Source organism: Ezakiella sp., from assembly GCF_034180565.1.
Classification (GTDB): domain Bacteria; phylum Bacillota; class Clostridia; order Tissierellales; family Peptoniphilaceae; genus Ezakiella.
In genome coordinates, this window is the sequence record NZ_JAXFOB010000010.1 from 149,417 (window position 1) to 174,248 (window position 24,832).

At 37.8% G+C, this 24,832-nt stretch carries 19 protein-coding genes and 1 pseudogene; 1 reads left to right on the forward strand and 19 read right to left on the reverse strand.

The window, feature by feature from the left end; all coding sequences use genetic code 11:
* Positions 1–45: 45 nt before the first annotated feature.
* The 7 genes from SPI61_RS02580 to tig all read right to left on the reverse strand — a co-directional run bounded on the left by SPI61_RS02580 (position 46) and on the right by tig (position 6,906).
* Positions 46–771 carry a rhodanese-like domain-containing protein gene (locus tag SPI61_RS02580; RefSeq protein WP_321136575.1) on the reverse strand — a complete coding sequence of 242 codons (726 nt, stop codon included), beginning with the start codon at positions 769–771 and terminating at the stop codon, positions 46–48.
* A gap of 211 nt (positions 772–982) precedes the next feature.
* Positions 983–1,624 carry a pyroglutamyl-peptidase I gene (gene pcp, locus SPI61_RS02585; protein WP_321136576.1) on the reverse strand — a complete coding sequence of 214 codons (642 nt, stop codon included), beginning with the start codon at positions 1,622–1,624 and terminating at the stop codon, positions 983–985.
* A gap of 30 nt (positions 1,625–1,654) precedes the next feature.
* Positions 1,655–2,653, reverse strand: coding sequence for a DUF979 domain-containing protein (locus tag SPI61_RS02590; protein WP_321136577.1), 999 nt, complete (start codon positions 2,651–2,653; stop codon positions 1,655–1,657).
* Complete coding sequence (locus SPI61_RS02595) at positions 2,646–3,317, reverse strand: DUF969 domain-containing protein (RefSeq protein ID WP_321136578.1); 672 nt, start codon at positions 3,315–3,317, stop codon at positions 2,646–2,648. The genes SPI61_RS02590 and SPI61_RS02595 overlap by 8 nt, the downstream gene beginning before the upstream one ends.
* A 150-nt stretch (positions 3,318–3,467) precedes the next feature.
* Positions 3,468–4,697: an ATP-dependent Clp protease ATP-binding subunit ClpX gene (clpX, locus tag SPI61_RS02600; protein WP_321136579.1), complete on the reverse strand. Its 1,230-nt coding sequence runs from the start codon at positions 4,695–4,697 to the stop codon at positions 3,468–3,470.
* Complete coding sequence (gene clpP / locus SPI61_RS02605) at positions 4,697–5,284, reverse strand: ATP-dependent Clp endopeptidase proteolytic subunit ClpP (protein ID WP_321136580.1); 588 nt, start codon at positions 5,282–5,284, stop codon at positions 4,697–4,699. Before clpP ends, clpX begins: the two co-directional genes overlap by 1 nt.
* A gap of 53 nt (positions 5,285–5,337) precedes the next feature.
* Positions 5,338–6,906: a trigger factor gene (tig, locus tag SPI61_RS02610; protein WP_321136581.1), complete on the reverse strand. Its 1,569-nt coding sequence runs from the start codon at positions 6,904–6,906 to the stop codon at positions 5,338–5,340.
* Positions 6,907–7,312: 406 nt separating this feature from the next.
* On the opposite strand from tig, the pseudogene SPI61_RS02615 reads away from it, so the two are divergent.
* Positions 7,313–8,653, forward strand: a pseudogene (locus SPI61_RS02615) (MATE family efflux transporter).
* A 40-nt stretch (positions 8,654–8,693) separates the two neighbouring features.
* Here the strand turns inward: SPI61_RS02615 and SPI61_RS02620 are convergent.
* The 12 genes from SPI61_RS02620 to SPI61_RS02675 form a co-directional block, all read right to left on the reverse strand.
* A complete protein-coding gene (locus tag SPI61_RS02620) occupies positions 8,694–9,203 on the reverse strand; it encodes a GNAT family N-acetyltransferase (RefSeq protein ID WP_321136582.1) in 510 nt (169 codons plus the stop codon).
* Between the two features lies 1 nt (position 9,204).
* Positions 9,205–9,690, reverse strand: a complete 486-nt coding sequence (locus tag SPI61_RS02625; RefSeq protein WP_321136583.1) for an LURP-one-related/scramblase family protein — start codon at positions 9,688–9,690, stop codon at positions 9,205–9,207.
* 18 nt (positions 9,691–9,708) lie between these two features.
* Complete coding sequence (locus SPI61_RS02630; protein ID WP_321136584.1) at positions 9,709–10,746, reverse strand: PTS sugar transporter subunit IIC; 1,038 nt, start codon at positions 10,744–10,746, stop codon at positions 9,709–9,711.
* 53 nt (positions 10,747–10,799) lie between these two features.
* Entirely contained in the window at positions 10,800–10,955 is a 156-nt protein-coding gene (locus SPI61_RS02635; protein ID WP_321136585.1) for a hypothetical protein, read from the reverse strand.
* Positions 10,956–11,021: 66 nt separating this feature from the next.
* Positions 11,022–14,627 (reverse strand): pyruvate:ferredoxin (flavodoxin) oxidoreductase, encoded by a 3,606-nt coding sequence (gene nifJ / locus SPI61_RS02640; protein WP_321136586.1) that lies wholly within the window; start codon positions 14,625–14,627, stop codon positions 11,022–11,024.
* A gap of 208 nt (positions 14,628–14,835) precedes the next feature.
* Positions 14,836–16,656, reverse strand: coding sequence for an excinuclease ABC subunit UvrC (gene uvrC, locus SPI61_RS02645; protein ID WP_321136587.1), 1,821 nt, complete (start codon positions 16,654–16,656; stop codon positions 14,836–14,838).
* A 93-nt stretch (positions 16,657–16,749) separates the two neighbouring features.
* Positions 16,750–18,534, reverse strand: a complete 1,785-nt coding sequence (locus SPI61_RS02650) for an aminopeptidase P family protein (protein WP_321136588.1) — start codon at positions 18,532–18,534, stop codon at positions 16,750–16,752.
* 27 nt (positions 18,535–18,561) lie between these two features.
* Positions 18,562–20,523, reverse strand: coding sequence for a transketolase (tkt, locus tag SPI61_RS02655; protein WP_321136589.1), 1,962 nt, complete (start codon positions 20,521–20,523; stop codon positions 18,562–18,564).
* Positions 20,516–21,262 (reverse strand): WecB/TagA/CpsF family glycosyltransferase, encoded by a 747-nt coding sequence (locus SPI61_RS02660; protein ID WP_321136590.1) that lies wholly within the window; start codon positions 21,260–21,262, stop codon positions 20,516–20,518. Before SPI61_RS02660 ends, tkt begins: the two co-directional genes overlap by 8 nt.
* Positions 21,255–23,447 (reverse strand): polysaccharide pyruvyl transferase CsaB, encoded by a 2,193-nt coding sequence (gene csaB, locus SPI61_RS02665; RefSeq protein WP_321136591.1) that lies wholly within the window; start codon positions 23,445–23,447, stop codon positions 21,255–21,257. The genes SPI61_RS02660 and csaB overlap by 8 nt, the downstream gene beginning before the upstream one ends.
* Positions 23,447–24,397, reverse strand: a complete 951-nt coding sequence (locus SPI61_RS02670) for a hypothetical protein (protein WP_321136592.1) — start codon at positions 24,395–24,397, stop codon at positions 23,447–23,449. Before SPI61_RS02670 ends, csaB begins: the two co-directional genes overlap by 1 nt.
* Positions 24,394–24,738, reverse strand: a complete 345-nt coding sequence (locus SPI61_RS02675; RefSeq protein WP_321136644.1) for a type II toxin-antitoxin system PemK/MazF family toxin — start codon at positions 24,736–24,738, stop codon at positions 24,394–24,396. Before SPI61_RS02675 ends, SPI61_RS02670 begins: the two co-directional genes overlap by 4 nt.
* Positions 24,739–24,832 lie beyond the last annotated feature (94 nt).

The window sequence follows — 24,832 nt, forward strand, 5'->3', positions numbered from 1 at the left end:
TTATTCATTCACTACCTCAAAAATCCTAAAGTCCGAATATCAATACTACTTAACTAATTCGTATCCGTCGTATTCTTTTGTTCCGTCCCATGCATTGTATACTTCATAACCTTTTTGTGCAAGTTTGTCAGCAACAGTCCATGATCTGTTTCCGCTGTAGCAATAAGTCAAGAATGGCTTATCTGTAGGGAATGTTTCGATATCAGCATCTGCTGTATCAACAGTTGTGTGGATAGCATCTTTCATGTGTCCTTCGTTGTAATCTTTTTCATCTCTTACGTCGACAACTGTGTATTCACCTGATTCAACTCTCTTTTTGAATTCTTCAGGAAGAAGTGTTGCAGCTTTTGTCATTGTTGTATAGCTGAAGTCTTTAACACCTTGTGCGTTCCAAACATTTTTGAATCCTGCATCAACAAGTTTTTGAGCAGCTTCTGCGCTCTTCTTTCCTGTGTTGCAAACTGTAACAACATTCTTGTCTTTGTATGCTTCGATTTCTGAAATTCTTCCATCGAGTTCATCAACAGGCATGTTGATAGCATGTTTTACGTGGCCTTCGTTATATTGTTCTGCCGGTCTTACGTCCAAAACAAGATATTTTTCTTTTTCTTTGTTGTCTTCTTCTATTTTGTCAAGATCTTCACCTTTCATTTCAGCATAGCTGCTTTCCTTAGGTGCATCGCCTGACGGTGCGTTGTTTGATTTACAGCCAGCAAATACTAAAACTACTGCTAATACTGCTGCAATCAATGCTAAATGAATTCTTTTCATATTCAATCTACCTCCATATGAAATTCGGTTCTTAAACCGTTTAGTCGTAAGCGCTGCAAACATTAGTTATTTGCGCGGTTTCCGACCCTCGTTATATATTATACCCAATTTTTACAAATTTATCCATAGTTTGATAATAGATAATTTTTATCGAGAATTATATATCGATAGGCAAAGCTTATAAATAAAAAAGAGGGCTTTCGCCCTCCGTTTAATGTGTCTTGCCGCCTGTGACGACAATGTCTTCTTCGTTTGTAATTATGGCTTCAATTGCAAGCTCCAAGCCTTTTACAATTGTATCAAGAGCCATTGACGGCATATTCTTTTTGTCGGTAACTTGTTCCGGCAAGAACGGTATATGAATAAATCCGGTTCTCATATTAGGATATTCTGTCGCTTTTATATGACAAACTCCATACAGAACTTGGTTACAAATGAATGTGCCTGCCGTGTTTGAAACACTTGCCGGAATCTTACCTTCCTTTATGTGCTCAACCATGGCTTTTATCGGAATTGTTGCAAAATATGCTGCCGGACCGTCTTCTACAACCTTTTCATCAATAGGTTGATTGCCCTCGTTGTCCTTTATTCTGCAGTCATCGCAGTTTATTCCAACTCTTTCAACCGTTATGTCCGGTCTTCCGCCGGCTTGCCCAATTGAAAGAACAACATCCGGCTCCACTTCTTTAATTTTTTCTCTGATTTTATCAACTGATTTTCCAATAACTGTTGGAATTTCAAGTTTAATAATTTCCGCATCCAAAATCTTATCCGGCAATCTCTTTACAGATTCGATTGCAGGATTAATTTTTTCTCCTCCAAACGGGTCAAATCCCGTTACCAAAATCTTCAATTAAAAACCTCCTTTAAATTCAAAGCTTTTCTAAAATCCGAACGTTAACATCAAGATGACATGAACAACCACCAATGCTAAAGCAACCGGTGCTTGAGTCTTCATAATTGTATATTTGCTCTTTGTTTCAAGAATTGCAGCCGGAACTATGTTGAAGTTTGCTGCCATCGGTGTCATAAGAGTTCCGCAGTATCCGCATGTCATACCGAGTGCTCCGATAACTGCAGGATTTCCACCGTTTGCAATAACAAATGGAATGCCGACTCCGATCGTGATAACTGTAAATGCGGCAAATGCATTACCCATAATCATTGTAAATACAACCATTCCGAGGCAATATGCAATAACGCCCAACACTTTTGCTTCCGGTGGAACAATAGCTGAAACACCTTGTCCTATTACTTGCCCTACTCCGGCTGATGCAAAAACTGTACCTAGAGCACCGAGTAATTGTGGAAGAAGTGACGAACTTCCAATTTGCATAAGCATCTTTGAAGTGTCTTCTTTTGTTTCTTTATAATTTGCCTTTGTTATAATTAATGCGATTATAATAGCTATAATTGACGAGAATCCGAGTGTTTGAGCGGAAGTGAATCCGAAATACACGGGAGCTCCGTCCTTCGCTGTGTCAACAACTATTTTAAAGCTCTTAAATTGAGCCATAATCATAGCTATAACACCAATTGAAAGTGCAGGAATAAATATTTTGTTTCCCACTTTCTTTCCGTATTGTTCTTTTTGTTCTTGTTTTTGCTCTTCAAATTCTCCGATTTGAACTTGTTTTGTAAGCGTTAGAGCGCCTAGTACCATTAAAAGTGCACCGATAATTGCTCCACCATGTTCAAAACTGTCAATAATGAATTTTCCTCCTGCAAAAAGAAGCCCAAGTAATGTCCAGAAAACAAATGTTCCTATAGGAGCTTTTTTATTTTTTAGTCCCCTTACACCGACTATAATACAAACGATACCACAAAGAATGTAGATAAATTCATCGATTATAGCTGTGTTGTTATATATAAAACTAAACATTAGCTTGCTCCTTTCTCAATTTTCTTTCGAACAAATAGCATTGAATGAGAGCCAAAATAACCATTGCAACTCCGGCTAAAATTGAGCCTTGAGCTATTTCTGCATTGGTTACATTGTATCCTGCTTCAGCAAGTGTAGATTGAATCAAAAGTACACCGCCCGCAACAGGGAAAATATTTTGTCCGAAGAAATTTCCGTAGTTTTCAGCAGCTCCTGCCAAGCCCTTAAGCTCTTCCAATCTTTTTTCTGAGAGATCCACTTTCTTTGTTGCGGCTCCTTCAGCCATAGGAAGAATAAGAGGTCTAACAAATTGAACGTGTCCGCCCAATCTGAGTGAGAAAATTGCTGCAACCCATCTGATAAGGATATACATCCCGATAACTGCTCCTGCGCTTGCAGATTTGATTTTTTGTATCGCTTCTGCAGCTCTGTCTTTTAAACCATATCTTTCCATAATTGCAATAAGTGGTAAACTTAGGAAGAAAAGTGACATGTATCTATTTGTTACAAATCCCTTACCTATTAAGTCCAGCACTTCGATTAACGGCATGCCTGAAACGAGACCTGTCACTAGTCCTGAAATAAGAACTACTGCAACAACATCCAGTTTGCAAGCAAACCCGACGACTATTAATAAGACGCCGATTAAAACAAAATAGTTCATAAGCACCTCCTACCTCTCTTATACCCCTTTTTAATATTAATAAACTAAATTGAAATAAATTTTTATAAAAATAATATTAAATATATTTTTCATTGTTGCTATTTCAATTTTATAACTAAAAAAGGATGCATAATAACGCATCCTCTAGATCTAATCATCTTCTCTTTTTATTTTTGCCGTAAAAACTTCTTTTCTTTTGTCATAGCTTATAGTTATTGCAGTTATACTTGAGTCGCTTGGAAGCTCGTACATATAATCGAGCATTACATCCTCCACTATCGACCTCAAACCTCTCGCACCTGTCTTTCTCTTAATCGCCCTGTTGGCAATTTCGGTAAGTGCAGTGTCCGTAAATTTCAAATTGCAATTTTCAAGCTTCATGAGCTCTTGATATTGTTTTATTATCGCATTTTTCGGCTCGGTCAAAATTCTTATAAGACTGTTTACATCCAAATCATCCAGTGAAACATGAACCGGAATTCTTCCGACAAGTTCCGGAATAAGTCCATATTTTACAAGATCGTGTGCTTCCATCTTTTGAAAAAGTTGCCCTACGCTCATCTCTTCCTTTTTCACAGGGTCATTTGTAAATCCAAAAGAACTCTTTCCAAGTCTTTTTTCGATAATATTTTCAAGACCGTCAAACGCGCCACCCACAATAAACAAAATATTTTTTGTGTCTACTGTGAGCATTGTGCCTTGCGGATGCTTTCTTCCGCCTTGAGCCGGAACGTTCGCAACTGTCCCTTCAATAAGTTTTAAAAGTGCTTGTTGAACGCCTTCACCGCTTACGTCTCTTGTAATCGAAACATTTTCACTCTTTCTGGCGATTTTATCGATTTCATCGATATAAATAATTCCCTTTTCTGCAGCTGCAATGTCCATATCGGCAGCTTGAACAAGCTTTAATATGACATTTTCAACGTCTTCTCCTACATAACCCGCCTCTGTTAATGTTGTCGCATCTGTAATTGCAAACGGTACATCCAAAATCTTTGCAATCGCTTGTGCGAGAAGTGTCTTTCCTGAGCCTGTAGGTCCTAAAAGAAGCACATTACTTTTGTCAATCAAAACATCGCTTTCGGGCTCTACATAAACTCTCTTGTAGTGGTTATACATTGCAACCGATAAAACTTTTTTCGCCTCATCTTGACCTATAACATACTCGTCGAGTTTTTCCTTTATTTCCTTAGGAGTCAAAAGTTCCGTTAAATCCTTTGTAAACTGCATTTCAATTTGACTCTTTACAATTTCCTCGCAATATTTAACGCAGTCGTCGCAAATGAATGCATCCCCGCCGCCGCTAATCAATATATTTACATCATCTTGAGATCTGCCGCAAAAAGAGCAACGATTCTTATCATCCAGTGTTCTTGGCACTATTTGGACCTCGATTCTAATACTTTATCTATAATACCATATTCTACAGCTCTTTCAGCACTCATAAAGAAATCCCTGTCGGTATCTTTTTCTATTTTTTCTAGCGGTTGACCTGTTCTTTCAGCTAAAATCTTGTTGAGTCTTTCTCTTGTTTCTAAAATCTTTTCAGCTTGAATTCTTATATCTTCAGCTTGCCCTTGTGAGCCGCCGAGCGGTTGGTGAATCATAATATCAGCATTTGGAAGTGCAAATCTCTTGCCTTTTGTGCCTGCTGTAAGTAAAATTGCACCCATACTTGCTGCAAGTCCGACACATATCGTTGAAACATCCGGTTTAATATGGTTCATAGTATCGAAAATTGCAAATCCGCTTGTAACATTTCCTCCCGGGCTGTTTATATACATTTGTATGTCTTTTTCAGGGTCTTCAGCTTCCAAAAAGAGAAGTTGTGCAACAACCAAATCTGCCATAGTATCGTTTACTTCGCCTGAAACAAAAATAATTCTTTCTTTTAATAGTCTGGAGAAAATATCATAACTTCTTTCCCCTCTACCGGTTTGTTCAATAACCATTGGCACCAATGCCATAAAATCACTCCTTTTTAAATAATAAACAAGGCCCTTTTGGGCCTTATTTCATTTTACTTTTCTTCAATATCTTCTTTTTCTTCTTTGACCTTTTTTTCTATCTTCTTTTTGGTCGTCTTTTTTTCTTTCTTTTCTTCAACATCAAAGTCTGTTTCTTCAGCTAACTTTTCAGTCTTTTTCTTTGAAGCTTTTTTAGGAGCTTTCTTTTCTTTTTCTTCAGTTGCTTCCTTTACTTCTTCAGCTTCTTTATCAGCTTTTTTTGTTGACTTTTTAGTTGTCTTCTTCGCAGGCTTTTTTTCTTCTTTTTCTTCTTTTTCTTTTTCAGATTCTTTTACTTCAACTCTCTTAACAGTTTTCATTAATTCTTCAACAACTTTTTTGTTAAGAATTCCTGTGTCCATAAATGTTATATCTTGATTCTTTGCCATTTCGAAGAATTTATCCGGGTCCATTCCGTAACCTGTTGCTGCAGATTTAATCGCTTCTTCTCTGTCCGCGTCAGTTACTTCGATGCCCATTTCTTTTGCCGCTGCGTCAAGAACAATATTCGCTCTTGCCTTCTTTTCAGCAATCGGTCTCAATTCGTTTTTAATTCCTTCTTCAGTTTGACCCGTGTATTTAATGAACTCATCAAAATCCATGCCTTGTTGTCTCAATCTGAATTTAAAATCTTCAAGTTCTTGGTTTGTTTGAGATTCAATAAGTGCTGTAGGCACTTCAAAATCCGTTCTCTTTACAAGGGCATCAACTGCATTATTTTCATCTCTTACAGCAATTGATTCTTCAAGTCTTTCTTCAAGCTTCTTTCTGATATCGGCTTCAAGTTCTTTTATTGTTTCAAACTCACTTACTTCAGATGCGAAGTCGTCATCAAGTTCCGGCAATTCATACCTTGAAATTGCATTTAATTTTGTTTTAAAAACAGCTTCTTTACCTGCGTATTCTTCTGCGTGATAATCTTCAGGGAATGTAACTGTTATATCAAATTCATCGTTAATATTTTTTCCGATGATTTGCTCTTCAAATCCCGGAATAAACTTGCCCGAGCCGATTTCCAAAGTATTTCCTTCAGCTTTTCCGCCTTCAAATGCAACCCCGTCAATAAATCCTTCAAAATCAATATCGACTGTATCGCCTTTTTCAGCTGCTCTTTCATCTATAATAATTTCTCTTTGATTATTTCTTCTTTGATTTTCAAGTTCGGCTTTAACTGCTTCATCAGTTACTTCTTCTTCGATTTTAGGAATTTCGAGATTCTTCATATCCTTAATTTCGATTTCAGGCAAAACTTCTGTAGTAAATTCCATAACGACATCTTTTCCGCTTTCGAGTTCTTTGATGTCTACACTTGGCATTCCTACAGCCGTCTTCGGCAATTCTTCAGCCAACTTTTCATAATTTTCATCGATTGCAATATTTAGAGCGTCTTCATAAAATACACCCTTGCCATAGAAATTTTCAATAATATGCCTCGGTGCTTTGCCTTTTCTAAAACCGTCAATTCTAAAGTGACCTCTAGTCCTCTTGTATGCGATTTCTATATACTTTTCAAATTCATTCCAAGGCAATGTCCAATCAAATTTTAATTCATTGTCCTTTGATTCAACTACTTTAACGTTCATAAATATCTCCTTTCAATATTCTCAGATAATTATAGCACAAATTGATTATAAAATCAATAACTCTTCCAATTATTATACCCGAAAATCATGCAATTAAACATATATAATATTTACTATAATTTTCATAAAACTTTAAAAAGCCTCTATATAAATCCTTGACTTATTGTTACCGTTCTGTTATAATAGGAATGTCGCTTAAGCGAGACTTAAATTGACTATTTTATTCATTTTTTAGTCAATTTTCGAGTTTATGGATCTCGCAACTTAGACTCGATCTAAATGAAGCAATTATTTGTTTCAGTTCATTTAAAGTAGTGCGGTCTACCTCCTATGACAATGCTACTTTAAAAGGACACTAAAGGCCCATGAAAGGGTCTTTTTTTATATTAATTTCGGAAGGTTTTGTATGATTGATAATGACAAGTTCGGGACCGCGCCTGTAAAAAAACTGTTGTTTGAACTTTCAGTACCGACTATTTTCGCGCAAATTATAAATGTTTTATATAACTTGATTGATAGAATTTTTATCGGGCATATCGACCAAATCGGAAGCCTTGCTTTGACAGGTGTCGATGTTGCAATGCCTTTAATAATGATAATTTCCGCATTCGCCGCACTCGCAGCAATGGGCGGCGCCCCACGCGCATCTATATATACTTGGAAAAAGACGATTTAAAAACAACCGAAAAATTTTAGGAAATTCCTTTTCGCTATTACTTATAATTTCACTAATACTCAGCATATCCGTTCATGCAACTCTCGATAAAATATTGATCCTTTTTGGAGCAAGCGAAAACACCCTTGTATATGCAAGAGATTATATGAAAATATATATTTTAGGCACAGTCTTTGTTCAACTTTCAATCGGTTTGAATGCATTCATAACCGCCCAAGGCTTTGCAAAAATAAGTATGTACACAGTATGTATAGGTGCGGTATTAAATATTGTACTCGACCCAATATTCATTTTCGTTTTTAAAATGGGCGTAAAAGGCGCCGCACTTGCAACAATACTATCTCAAGCCGTATCTGCAATTTGGGTTTTAATGTTTTTAAGAGGCGAAAACACAATTTTAAAATTAAAAAAGAAAAATATGAAACTCGACAAAGATATAATTCTTCCATCAATTGCACTCGGTGCATCTTCTTTTATAATGCAAATGACGAAGGACTTATAGGAATAACTTTCAATCGTTCCGCTCTTAAATACGGCGGAGATATTGCTGTCGGAACAATGACGATACTTCTTTCTACAATGAACTTTTCGATGCTACCGTTAATCGGGCTCACGCAAGGCGCCCAACCTATAATAAGTTATAGCTACGGCAAAAATGATATAAATCGTTTAAAAACAACATTTTCATATTTATTAAAATCGTCTCTGATTTATTCATTAACGATGTGGCTGCTTCTTATGATTGTACCAAATATTTTTGCATCTCTATTCACAAATGATGTAGCTCTCATCGACTATTCCACTCCGGCAATAAGAATGTTTTTCTTTGTAAATGTTTTACTCGGAATACAAATTGCATGTCAAAATACGTTTATAGCCATAGGAAATGCGAAAACCAGTTTGTTCCTTGCAGTCCTTCGTAAAATAATTCTTCTTATTCCGCTTATAATTATCTTGCCGAATTTTATAGAGCCTCAAATAAACGGTGTATTCATCGCCGAGCCGATTTCCGATTTTGTCGCAGTCTTAACAACTGCTATTATGTTTAGAAAAGCTTATAAAAAACTATAAAAAACTCTCATATTAGCTTAGTGCTAGTATGAGAGCTTTTTTATAGATATATCCAAAATCTTTTCGTGAAAATGCCTCCATCTTCTACTATATTTTCCAAAATGCCTCCTGCGGATTCAATTGTTTTTTGAGAAGCAATATTGTTTTTGTTGCAAGTTATTAAAACTTTGTCGTATCCTTCATCTCTATAAAACTCGAGCGCACCGGAAAGCATTGCCTTCGCATACCCCTTTCTTCTTTCGTCAGGACTGACCGAATAACCGATATGACCACCAAACTTCAAAAGCATATCATTAAGCTCAAATCTCATATTTATCATTCCATAGACCTTTGTTTCATCGTCATCTACATAAATCATTTCGTATGCGGGAACAATTCCTTCCGGACAAGTTTCCTTTTTTGACACCACTAAAAGATATTGAATCCACTCGTCATAGTCCATTCTTTCAAGCCCGCTAACTCCGCAAAACTGTTCATTTGCGTCTTTTATCTTTTGTTTAAAATCCATAACAATTTTTTCGTGTTTACGTTCCGGCTGTATTAATTTCATATTACCCTTGATTCCTTTCCATATCTTTTTGGTTGTCTATTGCAATGACGATTCCCAAGATTTCAGATGTATATTTGTCGTCGTAAATGTCAACTTCATATGTGTCACCCCAAGTCAGCCATTTTTTTGAAATATTCGCAATGACTTCTCCTTCTTTTAAAACCTCAAAGTCCATGTCCCAAAACTTTCCCCTGACAGAGAGATTTTCAAAAGTCGTTTCAACGTCAATTTTTCTGTGGATAAAAGACAATCTGAAATTCAAATAAATTTTCTCTGCATTTTCAAAAGTTAAAACATATTTTGGAAGAAAAGTTATAATTTCTTTGTCAATTTCAAAGCTTTGATAATCTCCTCTCGCAGTTACATCAGCATGAAAACCTAAAAATTTGAATTTTTGGTTTACTGTAAAAATTGCATTTTGATTTTCATCATAGACATCATAATGATCTAAAAACTTGAACACCTTTTGCTTTAAATATAGTTTCATGAAAATTCCTCCTATTAACTATAAATTTAGTTTCATGTCTCCATATTTTATCCAGCCTATCTTCTTCATTGGTAGATAAAATAAATACGACAACACAGCCGGCAGAATTATGTGTACGAGTAAAATACTTGTGTAAATAACTCCGAGACTTCTGCCGTCGGCACTCATCGATGTTATTGTTCCAATTTGTCCGACAAGTCCGCTCGTTCCCATTCCGGAGCCGATTGGAATATTTGTCATTTTAAACACAACTGTTGAAATCGGTCCTGTTATTACGGATGCAAGTGTTGGCGGAATCCAAATTTTCCAATTTTTTACAATATTTGGAATTTGTAACATTGAGGTTCCGATTCCTTGGCTTACAAGTCCGCCAAGTCCGTTTTCTTTATAACTTATAACCGCAAATCCAACCATCTGTGCAGAACAACCAGCCGTGGCGGCTCCTCCTGCAAGTCCTGAAAGTCCTATCATCATACAAAGTGCTGCGGATGAAATCGGAAGAGTTAAAACCATTCCGACAACTACAGACACTACAATTCCCATAAAAAACGGCTTTAGTTCCGTTGCCTTTATAACAAATTGACCGATTGATGTCATTCCGCTCGAAAGAACCGGTCCTAAAACAGTTGCAATTAATGAGCCCACAATAATCGTTGTTGCAGGTGTAACTATAATGTCGAGTTTCGTTTCCTTTGAAACAATCTTTCCAAGTTCAACACTCACACAAGTTGCAATAAGCGCGCCCACCGGACCCCCTGATAAATTTCCAATATAACCTACAACAACCGCCGAATAAATTACAAGAGCCGGAGCGTTTAAGCTGTGCGCAATAGCGACACCAATCGCCGCCCCTGTCATATCCCTTGCTGCCGGCCAAATCGTTTCAGTTAAATAAGCAATTCCTAATTTTGTTCCAATAGTATTTAAAATAGTGCCGACAAGAAGAGTTGCAAAAAGTCCGAGAGCCATCGAACCCAAAACATCAATTCCATATTTTTTTAAAGATATTTCGACACCTTTTTTATTTAAAAATTCTTTAACACTTTTATTACTCATAATATCCTCCGAAAAAATAAAACAATAAATTAAAAATTTATTGTTCTTTTATATCACTCATTATTTAATAATTCTTTAAGATAATCATATTCCTCTACTAAATCCAATTTTGTCTCCTGCGGAGCAGAGGACATTTTTTTTAGTACATCATTAAGCATCTCACAAACTTTATCTTCAGAAAAATAATTCTCATCTATAAGATTATACATAATTCGTCCTTTCTGTTTCGTATAAAAAATATGTATAAGGGCCGCAAAAGCGACCCTTAATTATTTTTATATCGTTTTCTTTTCTTGATTTTCGTCATCAAGTTCCGGAACGTCTTCACCTGATTGAATTACAATAGGTTCTTGTGCTGCAAGTTGTTTGTATGTCAAATATTTTCTCTTTGCCATTTCTTCAGCTTGGTCAAACAAGTCTTGTGCTTGATCCGGGAATGCTCTCATAAGTGAAGTGTATCTTACTTCGCCCTTGATGAAATCTTGGAATGATTCCTTAGGTTCACGGCTGTCCAATTGGAACGGATTCTTGCCTTGATCTTCAAGACGTGGATCGTATCTGTAAAGGTGCCAATAACCTGAATCAACTGCACGTTTTTCTTGGTTAATGGTTCTTCCCATACCTTCTCTGATTCCGTGGTTGATACATGGAGCATAAGCGATGATGAGTGATGGACCAGGATAGCTTTCTGCTTCCTTGATTGCTTTTATAGCTTGGTTCATGTTTGCACCAAATGCGATTTGAGCAACATATACATAGCCATAGCTTGTCATCATAAGACCGAGATCCTTCTTTCTGATTCTCTTACCTGATGCAGCGAATTTTGCAATTGCAGCAAGCGGTGTAGCCTTTGATGATTGTCCACCTGTATTTGAGTAAACTTCTGTATCGAATACCAATACGTTGATGTCTTCGCCGGAAGCAAGTACGTGGTCAAGTCCACCGAATCCGATGTCGTATGCCCATCCGTCTCCACCGAATACCCAAACGCTCTTCTTTACGAGGAAGTCTTTCTTTTCAATAATTTCTTCTAGAATTTCTTTTGCACGTCCGTCAGCTTTTTCAGCATATCCTTCAGTTGTAAGTCTTCCATAGACGTCTCTTGTCTTTTCAGGATCGTCGATGTTTTCTTTGAATTCTTTGAAGATTTCTGAAACTGTGCTGTCTGCATCATCAAGAGTCATATATTCATCCATTAAGTCTTGAATCTTTTCTCTGATGTGACGGATTGCAAGTGCCATACCGTAACCATATTCAGCATTGTCTTCGAACAATGAGTTAGCCCATGCCGGACCTCTTCCGCATGAATCTTTGCAGTAAACTGTTGATGGAGCTGAACCTCCCCAAATTGATGAACAACCTGTTGCGTTTGCAATGAGCATTCTGTCGCCGTAAAGTTGTGTTACAAGTTTTGCATAAGGAGTTTCTCCGCAGCCTGCGCATGCGCCTGAGAATTCGAGATATGGTTTGTTGTATTGTGAACCCTTAACTGTGAATTTGTCCATAACATTGTTCTTTTCAGAGAGTGTTGTTGCAAATTCCCAATTTTCTTTTTGTGGGTGGAATTCTTCTTCGAATGGAACCATTGTAAGAGCTTTAACTTTTGCAGGACATGTGTCTGCGCAGTTTCCGCATCCTGTACAGTCAAGAACTGAAACTTGGATTCTGTATTGATAAATATCCAATCCTTTACCATTTGCTTTAAGTGTTTCAAATGTTTCAGGCATATTCTTTTGTTCTTCTTCGCTAACAAGCATCGGTCTGATACATGCGTGCGGACATACATATGAACATTGGTTACATTGGATACAGTTTTCTTTGTTCCAGTGTGGAACATTAACTGCGATTGCACGTTTTTCATATGCTGAAGTTCCGTTTTCGAAAGTACCGTCTGCGTATTTTCCTGTGAAAGCTGAAACAGGGAGTGTGTCACCCTTCATCTTGTTCATAACGTCAGCTATCTTTCTTACGAATTCAGGACGTGATTCATCGACCGGTTCTTCTTCTACTGAAAGGTTCTTCCAGCTTTCCGGAATTTCAATCTTATGAAGCGCATTAACACCTTGGTCAACAGCTTCATAGTTCATGTTAACAACCTTTTCACCTTTTCTGCCGTAGTTCTTAACGATTTGGTCTTTCAAATCTTTAATAGCTTCGTCGAGTGGTAGAACTTGTGATAATTTGAAGAATGCAGCTTGCATGATCATGTTTGTTCTTCCGCCCAATCCGATTTCTGCAGCAATCTTTGTTGCATTGATTGTATAGAAGTCAATGTTGTGATCAGCGATATATTTCTTTAGGCTGTTCGGTAGGTTTTCTTCCAATTCATCGTCATCCCATAGACAGTTGAGAAGGAATGTGCCTCCATCTTTCAAGCCTTCGAGCAAGTCATAGTTGTGTACATATGCTTGTTTTGAGCATGATACAAAGTCCGGGTGTGTAATCAAATATGTTGATTTGATAGGTTTTTTACCGAATCTCAAGTGTGATGTTGTTACACCGCCTGATTTCTTTGAGTCGTATGCGAAATAACCTTGTGCATATAAATCACTGTCGTCTCCGATGATTTTGATAGCTGATTTATTAGCACCGACTGTACCGTCTGAGCCGAATCCCCAGAATTTACATCTGATTGTTCCTTCAGGTTCTGTGTTGATTGTTTCACCCAATTCAAGTGAGTGATGTGTAACGTCGTCAACAATACCTACTGTGAACATGTCTTTCGGTTCATCTTGTTTCAAGTTGTCGAATACAGCCTTAATCATTGTAGGAGTTGTGTCTTTTGATGACAATCCGTAACGTCCGCCAACGATGATAGGTTGTTGTTCATTTCTGTAGAAAATTTGTAGAACATCTAAGTGTAGAGGTTCTGCAGTTGCGCCTTTTTCCTTTGTTCTGTCAAGAACAGCAATCTTCTTAACAGTTTTCGGAAGAACGTTGAAGAAATATTCTTTTGAGAATGGTCTGTAAAGTCTAACTTTGATAACACCGACTTTTTCGCCCTTGTCTCTCAAGTAGTCAACTGTTTCTTCAATTGTATCTGTAACGGAGCCCATTGCAACGATAATTCTTTCAGCTTCAGGATCTCCATAGTAATCGAACGGTTTATATTCACGGCCTGTGATTCTTGAAATTTCTTTCATGTAATCTGCAACGATTCCAACAATATCTTCATAATATTTATTTGAAGCTTCAGCAGCTTGGAAGAAGATATCTCCGTTTTCTGCAGTACCGCGTGTTACAGGTCTTTCAGGATTCAATGATCTCATTCTGAATTCGTTCAATGCTTTGTAATCGATGAGAGATCTTAATTCTTCATAATCCATAACTTCGACTTTTTGAATTTCGTGTGAAGTTCTAAATCCGTCGAAGAAGTGTACAAATGGAACACGACCCTTGATTGTTGCTAAGTGAGCAACACTTGCCAAGTCCATAACTTCTTGAACTGAACCACTTGCGAGCATTGCAAAGCCTGTGTTTCTTGCAGCCATTACGTCTGAATGGTCACCAAAAATTGACAAAGCGTGGCTTGCTACAGCTCTTGCTGAAACGTGGAATACAGCCGGTAGAAGTTCCCCTGCGATTTTGTACATATTTGGAATCATGAGTAATAAACCCTGACTAGCCGTATATGTAGTAGTTAGAGCACCTGCTTGAAGTGAACCGTGAACTGCACCTGAAGCACCGCCTTCAGATTGAAGTTCCTTAACTAATACTTTTTGACCGAATAAATTCAATCTTCCTTCTGAAGCCCATTGGTCTACAGCTTCAGCCATGTTTGAAGATGGAGTAATAGGATAGATTGCAGCAACTTCTGTAAATGCATAGCTTACATGAGCTGCGGCGGTATTACCGTCCATCGTCTTAAATACTTTTGACATAATTACCTCCTAAAAAGTTGTCATCATGTGGTTAAAATTATTTTCCACATTCTATTATATAACAACTAAAAACTAATGTCAAAGTTTTTAGCTATTATTGGCTAAGAATCTTTAATAGATTTTTTTAATACCAAACCCCGTATTTATAGAGTTTACCTATAAATAAAATCGAAGTTCGGCATTAGCAAAAAAATTATTTTGAAATAATTTAATCTATTTCATACTTTTTCAATTCTTCCTTCACGGACTCGGCGGATTTTCTAGTCATCCCGGGGACCTTCACAAGCTCATCAATCGAAGCCTTCTTTATCTTTTCAATCGAGCCGTATTCTTTCATAAGCGCTTCTTTTCTCTTCGGTCCGATTCCCTTTATGCCGTCAAGCCTGCTCTTGATCATCGTCTTTCCCCTAAGGCTTTTGTGATAACTGATGGCAAATCTGTGAACCTCATTTTGTACATTACTTATAAATGTGAAAAGTTCTCTGCTATCCTTGAGAGCATAAAATTCATTGTTGTATAAAAGCTTGTTCGTTGTGTGAGAATCGTCTTTGACCATTCCCATGACCGGAATATCGATTCCTAACTCACTTAAAACTTGAGTCGCAATTCCGACTTGGGTCTTTCCTCCATCCATCAAAATCAAATCCGGTGCCTTTGAGAAACCTTTTGAGCCTTCAAGCATTCTCTTGTATCTTCTCGTCAAAACTTCCCTCATGCAGTCCAAATCATTTCTGGTGTCCGCTTCTTTTATTTTAAACCTTCTATAGTCATTTCTGTTATGATTGCCATCACTAAATACGACCATCGCACCCACTGCATCTGTGCCTTGAATGTGCGAAATGTCGAATGATTCAATCCTTTCAGGATATTCTCCCGTACCGATAATTTGTGCGATTTCCGTAAGTGCAATCACATTTGTCTTTGTCTTTTGAAGAATTCTCGCTCTGTGTTTTGCTAAATCTTCGAGTGCATTTTTCTTGACCATCATAATCGTGTCGCGCTTTTCCCCTCTTTTCGGCACAATGATAGTCGTGTTTAAAATTCCCTTTTGTCGTATCGCTTTTTGCAAACTTTCAAGATTTGTCGGCTCCACCTCAAGCACAAGCTCCGACGGCGGATTGGAAATTCCAAGATAATATTGCTTGATAAATTCCTCCATCATCTCGTGCTCGTCTTCCTCATCGTTTGAAAGCACAAAACTGTCCCTTCCGATAGTTTTTCCGTCGCGCTTGAAAAACACTTCCACAAGAAAAATATCTTCACTCTTTGCATATGCGACATAGTCGATCGAATCGCCGAGCGGCTTTGTGATTTTTTGGTCCTCTTTTAGAGAATTTAAATCCTCGATAAGGCTTTTCATTGCCGCAGCTTTTTCGTACTCCATATTCTCGGCATAAGTAAGCATCTTATTGCGCACTCTTTCAACTGTGAGCTCGTTTTTGCCCTTCAAAAAATCAATTGGCTGGGCGAGCTTTTTCATATAATCCTCTTCGCTCATATTGCCCATACAAGGCGCATCACATTTGTCGATATAAAAATTTAAACACGGCTTATAGACTCTGTCCAAATACCTCTTTGTGGTTCTCAGTCGATACTCGTCTTCCCAAAAAGCGAGCACATTGTTCACAGCTAAAACATTCGGAAAAGGTCCGAAATAACTTCCGCCGTCTTTCTTTAGCTCCCTCGATTTTATAAGCCTTGGAAACGGCTCATTCGTAAGTTTTATATAGGGATATTGCTTGTCATCTCTGAGCAAAATATTATATTTCGGCGCATAACTCTTTATAAGATTGCTTTCAAGCACCAAACTCTCCACCTCGTTGTCGACTATAATATATTCAAAGCTTTTTATATGACTGACCATTGCGGAAACTTTCGGAGACTTTTGAGTTTTGTTGAAATACGAGCGGACGCGATTTTTTAAAATCTTTGCCTTTCCGACATAAATGACGTTGTCCTTGTCGTCTTTCATTATGTAAACCCCCGGCTTTGCAGGCAGTTTTTGTAGTTCTTCTCTTATATTAAACACAATAACACCTCGACTATATTATACCACATCTTGTATTTCGATTCCATAAACACTTTTTCATTTGCATATAAAAAAGAGAGCTTTCGCTCCCTTTTATCTCTTAATTTCTGCAGTAGCTTTTTTGAGCCATGCTTTTTCTTCTTCAGTTTTCATATGACTTTGAATATTTTCAAAAACCGTTTTATGATATTCGTTTATATATTCAAGTTCTTCATCGCTCAAAATGGAAACATCGATAAGTTCCCTTTCGTACGGACAAAGTGTGAGATTCATAAATCCGAAGAACTGACCAAATTGTGTGGTCTTATATTCCGTAACAGTCACAAGATTTTCAATTCTTATTCCGTGTTTGCCGTCTCTATAAATTCCGGGTTCGTTTGAAATAACCATTCCCGGTTGAAGCGGAACATTTATAATTGCTCTTGAAATCGACATCGGACCTTCGTGTACGCCGAGACAATATCCGACGCCGTGACCTGTGCCGTGTTTAAAGTCGATTCCTTCTTTCCACATTGCACCTCTTGCCATAACATCAAGGTGACATCCGCAAGTTCCTTTTAAAAACTTGGTCAAAAATAAATCGATATGACCTTTAAGTGTCAAAGTATAGTCTCTTATTTCTTCCGCCGTTGGGTTTCCAAGCGTCACAGTTCTTGTGATATCGGTTGTGCCTTCATAATATTGTCCGCCTGAGTCTACAAGATATAATCCTTCCGCTTTGATTTCTGAATTGTTTTCGCTCGATGCACTGTAGTGTGCCATAGCCGCATTTGACTTGTATGCGGAGATAGTTTTAAATGATTCACTTATAAAGCTTTCGTGTTCAGCTCTTATTTCGTGAAGTTTTTCTTCCGCTTCAAATTCATTCAATTTAATTTTTCCGGCATTTGCCTTTATCCAGCAAAGATATCGGCTGACAGCAGCTCCATCAATGATGTGTGCAAGTCTTTCATTTTCAACTTCAGTATCATTTTTGATTGCCTTCATCATAGTTGTCGGAAGCATTTCGTCAATAACTTTTGTGTTTTCGGAAATCAATTTATATTGAAGGGCGTTAATCTTGTCGCTTGAAATATAACAAGCCTCTGTTTTATCAAGAGCAACAAGCGCATCATTCACGGTTTCATAAGGTGCAATTTTCACACCGTTTTTTTGAAGATAGCCCTTAACGCTCACATCGATTTTGCTTTCATCCACAAAAAGTGTCGCATTGTGTGAATCAATCAAAAGATAACTTACAACAATCGGAGTGTATAGATCGTCGCCACCTCTTATATTAAGAGTGTATGCAATGTCGTCGAGCGTTGCCAAAAATAAATGCGTAGCCCCTTTTTCTTCCATCTTTTCGCGAATTGATGCAAGCTTTTTTGTCGGATTTTCGCCCGTGTATTCCTCATCCAAGATAAAAGCTTTCCCGGATGGAAGTGCCGGTCTGTCTTCCCAAAATTCTCCAATCAAATCTTTTTCAAATTTGAAATTTATTCTGTCGCCCAACTTTTCAACAAGTCTTTTATACATTCCATACGGAGTTATTTCTCCGTTAAATCCAACCGTTTGTCCCGGCTTAACATTCTTTTTGAGCCATTCATCATAGAAATCAACGCCTTCGAGCCCCCATTTCATAAGCTTGAAATCTGAGCCTTCAATTTGTTTTTCCGCTTGCACATGGTATCTTCCATCTGCCCAAAGCAGAGCCTCATTTTGAGTAACAACAACATATCCCGCACTTCCTGTGAAACCTGTCATATATACTCTGGACTTATATCTGTCCAATACATATTCGCTCATATGTGGGTCCGATGTAGGTATCACAAAATAGTCGATACCTTCCCTTTCCATAAGACTTCTTAACTTTTCAAGTCTTTCACGTCTGTTCATTTTTACCTCCAAAGTCTTTATCAAAAATTAATTTTCTTTTATATATGACTCCAATTTGTCTGCAATTTTTTCAGGAGTAAATCCGAAATGCTCAAAAAGTTCTGAGCCCGGTGCACTTGCTCCAAATCTGTCGAGACCGATTTTAAGTCCACCCTTTGTATATCTGTCCCATCCGAATGTGGAAAGCGCTTCGACTGAAGCTGTCTTTACACCGCACGGTAAAACATTTTCTCTATATTCTTTGTCCTGTTCGTCAAACAAATCCCATGAAGGCATCGAAACAACGCGAACTCCGTATCCCTTTTCTTCGAGAATCTTTGAAGCTTCCATTGTAACTCCGACTTCTGAGCCCGTTGCAATAACGACAAGATCAAGTTTATCCTTTTCTTTTTTTGCAATATATGCACCGTATTTCAAATTGCCGCTTTCGATTTTAAGAGTTTCAAGTTTTTGTCTCGACAAAATTAGAGCTGTAGGTTTTTTAGCCTTTTGTGCAACTTCCCAAGCATATACGGTTTCATTGAAATCCGCAGGTCTTATTACCGAGAAATTCGGCAAACTTCTAAGCATTGCCAAGTGTTCAATAGGTTCGTGCGTAGGTCCGTCTTCGCCAACTCCGATAGAGTCGTGTGTGAGAATATATGTTATCGGAAGATTCATTAGCGCAGCAAGTCTAAGTGCCGGTTTCATATAGTCACTGAAAACAAAGAATGTTGCACAGAAAGGTTTAAGTCCGCCGTGAAGAGCAATTCCGTTTGAAATTGCAGCCATTGCAAATTCCCTAACGCCGAAGTGAATATTTCTTCCACCGAAATTATCCGCACTCATAAATCCGCCGTCTTTTATTTCACTCTTGTTTGAAGGTCCCAAGTCTGCAGAACCGCCGATAAGATTCGGAATAGCCTTTGCGACTTCTTGCAAAGCCGTTCCACTCGCACTTCTCGTTGCGTCCTTGTCCTTTGAATCTATTAATGCGCTCAAATCCGCTTCGTGTTTAAAGTGAATCCAATCGATGTATTCCCTATATTTTTCCGGATTTTTGCTTTCGTATTCTTCGAGCTTTTTCTTGTATTCATCGTAAACTTTTTTCTTTTCTTCTACAATTTTTTCAGCATTTTCTCTGACATCTTGTGGAACATTGAATTCATCTTTTTCTGCCCATTTGATTTTTTCAACCAAAACTTTTCTGTTGTCAACGCCGATTGGAGCTCCGTGTGATTTTTCAGAACCCTCAACGCTTCCTGCGCCGAATCCGATGATAGTTTTTACTTCTATTATTGACGGACGATTGTCCTTCTTTGCATTTTCAATAGCTTCTTTTATTTTTTCCGTATCATTTCCGTCTTCAACCTTTTGAGTGTGCCATCCGTAAGCTTCGAATCTCTTCAAAGTGTCGTCGTGGAATGTGATGTCCGTGTTTCCTTCAATCGAAATATTATTTGAATCGTATAAAACTATAAGACGACCGAGTTTATAACTTCCCGCAAAGCTTGCAGCTTCATGCGAAATGCCTTCCATAAGACATCCGTCACCGACAAGCGCATATGTGTAGTGATCCACCGGTGACCATCCGTCGACTGTAAAGTGCGATCTCATATGTGCTTCCGCAAGAGCCATTCCAACAGCCATAGTTATTCCTTGTCCGAGCGGTCCGGTTGTTGCGTCCACGCCATCTGTTTCGCCGTATTCAGGATGTCCCGGAGTTTTTGATCCCCATTGTCTGAAATTTTTGATGTCGTCGATACTTACATCAAATCCGAACAAGTTGAGCAAACTGTAAAGAATAGCGCTACCATGTCCCGCACTAAGTACGAATCTGTCTCTGTTAATCCACTTCGGTTTTTCAGGATTAAAATTCAAAAAATCCTTATAGAGTGTGTAAAGCATTGGCGCCGAGCCGAGCGGCAATCCCGGGTGTCCCGAGTTTGCCTTTTCAATCATATCAACCGATAGCATTCTTAGCGAACTTATAGTCTTGTTATCAATCATTATTCTCCTCCATAAAACAACTATTTTTAGTAAAAACTATTTTCCATAAAAACACAGGTATAACAATTTGTCTTTTAATTCTACCCGGGTCTTTTATCAACCTATAAAACCATTCGAGCCCCACCTTCTGCATCCAACGCGGTGCTCTTTTAACCTCTCCGCTCATGACGTCAAGACTGCCGCCGCAAGCGATTGAAACCTTAGGCGCTTTGGTTTTAGTAAGGAAAATTTCCTGCTTAGGAAAACCCATTGCCGCAATCAATAAATCCGGTTTCTTTTCTTCTATATCTTTTAAGATTTGCTCCTCTTCGGGAGATCCATCTTTAAAATACCCATTATGTTGACCTTTAACAACAATATTCGGAAATTTCGATTTAATATTGACAATTGCCTTTTGAAGTATCTCGTCTTTCGCTCCCACAAAATAGACCGAATATCCGTTTTCGTCAGCAATTTCAAGGAGTCTTTCAAGCGTTTCAATTCCCGTTTGTCTCTTTTCGCCTTTGATGCCCTTCAGCTTCTCTGCAATTTTTATTCCGATTCCGTCTTTTAAAACAAGCGTGGAATTATTTATCATCTCTTTTAAATCGTCACTTTTGTTCGCCGCCATAACTATTTCCGGATTCGGTGTCACAATTCTTAGATTTGAATCACTCTTAAATGCATTTTTTAAAACATTCAAAAGTTCTTCGTCTGATATATTTGAAAATCTTATATCTAAAACATTTACTTTATTCATCGAAATCACCCAAAATTTTTAATACTTCCTCCGCATTTTGCCTTGCGAGCGATCGCCTTTTTTTCTCGTCTCTGCTTATGTCGTCGATATAATTCTCATCTTTTTCAAAAGCGTCAATCTTTTCATATAGTTCTTCCGCTGTAAAACTGTTTATATCAACGATGTATTCCGAGCCGATGTCCTTCATAAACCCGTCGACTTTCGGATCATAGCTTAAAGCAAACGGCTTTGTTTCAACGGCAACCGAATATATAAGCCCGTGAAGTCTCATAGACATAACTTCCTTTGCCGCCGAAATAATTCCCATCAATGTTCTCACGCTCATCTCGTCGTAGTATGAGTAAAGATTTTCATGTTTAAGCTTTGACTCGAGTTTCTTTAAAACGTCCGTGTCTTTTGATAGATGCATCGGAAGAAGAAGCACTTTGTGTCCGTCGTCCATAAATCTCTTCATTGCTACTGAAATTTTTTCAATAAATTCATCTTCACCTGCCCACGGTCTCAGATTTAAAACCATAAAATCTCCGTCAAGTCCGATTTTATTCAAAATGACTTGCGCTTCGTCCATATCCGGTTTCAAAAGAAATACAGGGTCGGAGCGAAGTTTCATATCCTCTTCGCTTAATCCTATGTCCACAAGATATTTAAACGAATCCTCGTCACGAAGCGAAATATAATCCACATTTTTCAAAGTCTTTTTCGTCAAATATCTGTTGAACTTTCTATTTATCGGTCCCACGCCATTTGCGTAAATGACAGTCTTCTTTTTATAACGTTTGCTTAGCGCAATCACAAAAAGATAATACCAAAGACTTCTCGTGCTTGTTATGTCCTGCAAAAGACTGCCGCCACCGCTAACAAGCATTTCAGATGACTTCATCGCCTTTATAAGCTTCGGAAGACTGAACCTGTAAACGCTGAGCAAATCATAAATCTCGCTTGTTTTTATCGGGTTATTACTCAAAACCTTCAATTTCAAATAAGGATTTATCGATTTTATTTCGGATGTGATTGCCTCCAAAATCGCATCGTCGCCTTGATTGTCAAAGCCGTAGAAACCCGAGAATAAAATCGTCTTGTCGAGAATTGCACGTTTATATATCTTTATGTGAGTTTTCGCCATGCTGATGGCGCTGTATTTTTCTTCTATGAGCCCGTTTAAGTTTTCTCCCATTTTTATTCGAAGAGCATCATCTTGTTTGAGCTTGATTAATTTATTCGCAAAATCTTTATAGTCACCGCTTTTAAAAGTGTATCCCGAAAAATCATCCTGAATAATGCTTGGAATACCGCCAACTGCACTTGCTACCATCGGCTTTTTTAGTTTTCCGCCCTCCAAAATTACATATGGAAAACTTTCCGATAGCGATGTAAGCGTGTTTATCTGAATTGCGTTTAAAAACGAAAACGGATCCTTTATTTCACCCAAGAAATGCACATTTTTTTCGATGTCCAGTTCTTTTGCAAGCGCCACAAGCTCCTCTTTGTGTCCGCCGTCGCCGCCGATAAGAAAATCCGCATTTTCAGATTTTAAAAATTCAGCAGCTCCTCTTAAAAAAGTCTTGTGGTCCTTAACTTCGTCAAGACGTGCCAAAATTCCAATTTTAAAACTGTTCGGGTCAAGGTTGTATCTTTTGCAGAACTCCTCATTTGAAACACAATTTTCCACCTTGTTCAAATCGATACCGTTGTAGACAACGTCGATGTTCTTGTCGGTAAATCCTCTCTCAAGAAGCATATATTTAAAATTGTCCGAAACGGCTATAAAGTTTTTAAACTTTTTCAGCGCAAAATAGTTTAGATTTTTAAAGATTAATTGTTTATAAAATACGCCTTTAAAATCGAGTCTATAGTCCGAGTGCACAGTTGTGATAAAAGGTACGTCCACTTTTCTTCTCAAAAAAAACGCAATAAAATTAGCCCTTGCCCCATGGCAATGGACTAATTCAATGTTTTGTTCTTTAATAAATTCCGCCAATTTATCGATAACCGATAAATCGAATCTGGATTTTTGTAAAAATAGTTTTGTGGGAATTCCCAATGCCTTGGCTTCATCCAAAAAAACATCATCAATAAATACACCTAAAGTTACGTCAATTTCTTCTTTAAGTGCGCTTAAAAGTGCCATTATATGAGTTTTTGCACCGCCGGTGTCGCCACCGCTTATAAGATGAAACACCTTCATTAATAGATTTCCCCCTCTATAGGTTGTAAATACCAATTGTTTATATTCTTTATATCAAAATCAACATTCTTTTTCTTTGCAACAACAGGTATCGAGCTTCTTGCAAAACTGAATCCCAATCTTTTAAGAGATGCACTATACACTGAATTTTGCCAAATGCCGACGAGAGAAACAGCTTTTTCTCTTCCGATTTCAACAAGCTTTGAAACGAGTGCTTCAAACGAAACCTCATCCTTTGCTAATATATCCATTGTCATAAAATATTTTATATCGTTTCTTTCAATGAATCTGTATATAAGATAACCGTAAAACTCGTCGCCCGTTTTTGCGACCAATATTTCGCAGTCTCCCCAATGTTCGAGTCTCTTTGAAAGAAAATCCTTGGTTCTTTTTGTATAAATCTTTCCGTCAGCTAATGTTTTTCCTTCAAAATCTAAAACATCCTCTAAATTCTTTGTTTTAGAAACATTGACAGTCGATATGTCGAGTGTCTTCGAACGTTTGTCGCGAATTTTATTAATAAAAGAAGCAATAGTTCCAAGTACGGAATGCCCCTGCATAATATCGGAAGAATTTAAAATCTTTGCAAAAACTTGCGCTTCACCGACAATTGAATAGTCCTGTTTGTCGACCAGATTCAAAAGTTCATATTGAAGCGGAAAACCGAAAAACAAATCTATGTCCCCGTTTTCTTCTTCAAACTCTTTGTAAAGTGCGGTAAAAATGCCTTGCTTTCTCTTTTCTTCGACGACCGAATTATCGAGCATAAATCCACCCGAAATTTCCCCTTCCGGAGAAAAAAGAGTCCTCTTGTCGCATCCAAGATGTGCAATTGCCTTCCCTTCCTCTTCCACATATTTATGAATCGGTTTTGTATATCTTGACTCAAATTCATCCATACTTTCAAATTTCAAAGTTTCTTTAATTAAGTCAACTGCGTTTTCGTTCATTTTGCCTCCAAACTCAAACTTATTCTTAGAGCTTCGTCAATCTTTTTAAGTAGATCGTCGGGGATCCGCCCTATTTTATCTTTGAGCCTCTTTTTATCTATAGTTCTTATCTGCTCCAACAAAATTACCGACTCTTTCGGCAGTCCACAATTCTTGTCCCCGACTTTAACATGTGTCGGAAGATTTGTCTTGTTTTTTACAGACGTTATAGCCGCAACAATAGTTGTCGGTGAAAATTTGTTTCCAACATCATTTTGCACAACAAGAACCGGTCTTACTCCGCCCTGTTCACTTCCTATAACCGGAGATAAATCGGCATAGAGAAGATCTCCTCTTGAAATTGTCTTGTCGTCTTTTTGATTATCTTTTTTAGAAAACGGAGCCTTCTTTTCACTTTCCACATCGGTAGTTTTCTTAAACTTTATCGACGAATTT

What these genes read in the sequence shown, in the direction of transcription:
- SPI61_RS02580 (WP_321136575.1), bottom strand. Translation starts at nt 771, where the DNA reads ATGAAAAGAATTCATTTAGCATTGATTGCAGCAGTATTAGCAGTAGTT.
- SPI61_RS02590 (WP_321136577.1), bottom strand. Translation starts at nt 2,653, where the DNA reads ATGTTTAGTTTTATATATAACAACACAGCTATAATCGATGAATTTATC.
- SPI61_RS02595 (WP_321136578.1), bottom strand. Translation starts at nt 3,317, where the DNA reads ATGAACTATTTTGTTTTAATCGGCGTCTTATTAATAGTCGTCGGGTTT.
- clpP (WP_321136580.1), bottom strand. Translation starts at nt 5,284, where the DNA reads ATGGCATTGGTGCCAATGGTTATTGAACAAACCGGTAGAGGGGAAAGA.
- tig (WP_321136581.1), bottom strand. Translation starts at nt 6,906, where the DNA reads ATGAACGTTAAAGTAGTTGAATCAAAGGACAATGAATTAAAATTTGAT.
- SPI61_RS02620 (WP_321136582.1), bottom strand. Translation starts at nt 9,203, where the DNA reads ATGAAATTAATACAGCCGGAACGTAAACACGAAAAAATTGTTATGGAT.
- SPI61_RS02625 (WP_321136583.1), bottom strand. Translation starts at nt 9,690, where the DNA reads ATGAAACTATATTTAAAGCAAAAGGTGTTCAAGTTTTTAGATCATTAT.
- SPI61_RS02630 (WP_321136584.1), bottom strand. Translation starts at nt 10,746, where the DNA reads ATGAGTAATAAAAGTGTTAAAGAATTTTTAAATAAAAAAGGTGTCGAA.
- SPI61_RS02635 (WP_321136585.1), bottom strand. Translation starts at nt 10,955, where the DNA reads ATGTATAATCTTATAGATGAGAATTATTTTTCTGAAGATAAAGTTTGT.
- nifJ (WP_321136586.1), bottom strand. Translation starts at nt 14,627, where the DNA reads ATGTCAAAAGTATTTAAGACGATGGACGGTAATACCGCCGCAGCTCAT.
- SPI61_RS02650 (WP_321136588.1), bottom strand. Translation starts at nt 18,534, where the DNA reads ATGAACAGACGTGAAAGACTTGAAAAGTTAAGAAGTCTTATGGAAAGG.
- tkt (WP_321136589.1), bottom strand. Translation starts at nt 20,523, where the DNA reads ATGATTGATAACAAGACTATAAGTTCGCTAAGAATGCTATCGGTTGAT.
- SPI61_RS02660 (WP_321136590.1), bottom strand. Translation starts at nt 21,262, where the DNA reads ATGAATAAAGTAAATGTTTTAGATATAAGATTTTCAAATATATCAGAC.
- csaB (WP_321136591.1), bottom strand. Translation starts at nt 23,447, where the DNA reads ATGAAGGTGTTTCATCTTATAAGCGGTGGCGACACCGGCGGTGCAAAA.
- SPI61_RS02670 (WP_321136592.1), bottom strand. Translation starts at nt 24,397, where the DNA reads ATGAACGAAAACGCAGTTGACTTAATTAAAGAAACTTTGAAATTTGAA.